The organism is Lederbergia graminis, from assembly GCF_042655485.1.
GTDB lineage: Bacteria > Bacillota > Bacilli > Bacillales > Bacillaceae_C > Lederbergia > Lederbergia graminis.
This window is the reverse complement of sequence record NZ_JBHSMC010000036.1, coordinates 1-1559: the sequence shown is the minus strand read 5'-3', so window position 1 is coordinate 1559 and position 1559 is coordinate 1. Positions and strand designations below refer to the sequence as shown.

The window sequence follows — 1559 nt, the reverse complement described above, 5'->3', positions numbered from 1 at the left end:
GATTAAGTCCATATAATTGTGTAAAAAGAATAGGTCATCACCATGACCCGTGATACAATGTTTTCGACCAAGAAACCATTTAAACGGAGGACATGATGATGACCCAAATTAATATTACAATAAATATTGAAGATCTTAAAGAAAAAATCGAAAATAGTTCACTTGAATCACCAGTTAAAGCATCCCTGACATTACTTTTAAATTCTTTAATGGAAAAGGAACGCGATGAGTATATCAATGCTCTTTCCCATGAAAGAACAGATGAACGAAGAGGATATAGGAATGGTTATTATGAACGTCAACTCGTCACAGGTGCTGGCGCACTTAAATTAAATGTCCCTCGTACCAGAGACGGCGCATTTTCTCCATCAGCTTTTAAAAGATATGAGCGCTATGACCAAGCACTGGTATTATCCATGATGGAAATGGTGATTAATGGTGTCTCAACTAGAAAAGTAACAAAAATTGTAGAGGAATTATGCGGAGAAAAAGTATCTAAATCCTTTGTATCTGAAATTACAAAGTCACTCGATCCTATTGTTAATGATTGGAAAAACCGCCCTTTAAACGTCTCTTACTTTCATTATATTTATGTTGATGCTATGTACATTAAAGTCCGTGAGGACAACAAGGTTGTTTCTAAAGCAATCTATATTGCTTGTGGTGTAAACCAAAAAGGTTATAGAGAAATTATAGGTATCCAAATAGATTATAAAGAATCTACAGAAGCTTGGTCGAGATTTTTTGAGCACTTAAAGTCACGTGGAATGCAATCTCCTAAGATGGTTATATCAGATGCACATGCTGGACTAGTTAAAGCTATTGAAGAATCCTTTTTGGGTACTTCTTGGCAAAGATGTGTTGTGCACTTCCTTCGAAATATGATAAATAAAATGCCCAAAAAGAATTCAACGGAAGCACGTGAAGAACTAAAAAATATATTCAGAACTTCTACATTAGCACATGCACGTGAACTGAAAGATGAGTTTATTAATACCTATCAAAATACCAAAGGACTTCAAGAGGTTATTGAGAAACTAGATGCGGGCTTCGAAGATGCAATGCAATTTCATTCTCACGATAAAAGGTATTATAAACATTTAAGGACAACAAATATGTTAGAACGTGTTAATCGTGAAGTTCGTAGAAGAGAAAAGGTAATTGCCATTTTTCCTAATGATCAATCCGCTATTAGAACTATCGGTTCTGTATTAATGGACATTGATGAGGATTGGGCAAAATCACAGTATTTTAGATCATTTGATAAAGAAAAATAGGTGACAACAAATATATGCCACCATTGACTTCGCTTTTGTCCGTGTTAGTGTAGCTATCGAAGGTTGGTTAAAATAATGCCTAAAAGGCAATCCTTCTCAAAATTGTAACACGGACAAATCGATACTAGGCCTTTGTTGGCGGGGCCCCGCCCCCTTCCAACAAAGACCAAGTATCGAGCGCTGAAGTCAATGGCAAGCAGCTACGCTGTGGCCGTCCATTTTACTATATAAAGTTGGTTGAAAATGTTGTAATAACTTTTACACAATATTATGGACTTGACT

At 35.9% G+C, this 1559-nt stretch carries 1 protein-coding gene; it reads left to right on the top strand.

The window, feature by feature from the left end:
* Positions 1-98: 98 nt before the first annotated feature.
* Complete coding sequence (locus tag ACFPM4_RS19110) at positions 99-1277, top strand: IS256 family transposase (RefSeq protein ID WP_382355365.1); 1179 nt, start codon at positions 99-101, stop codon at positions 1275-1277.
* The last annotated feature ends 282 nt before the right edge of the window (positions 1278-1559 follow it).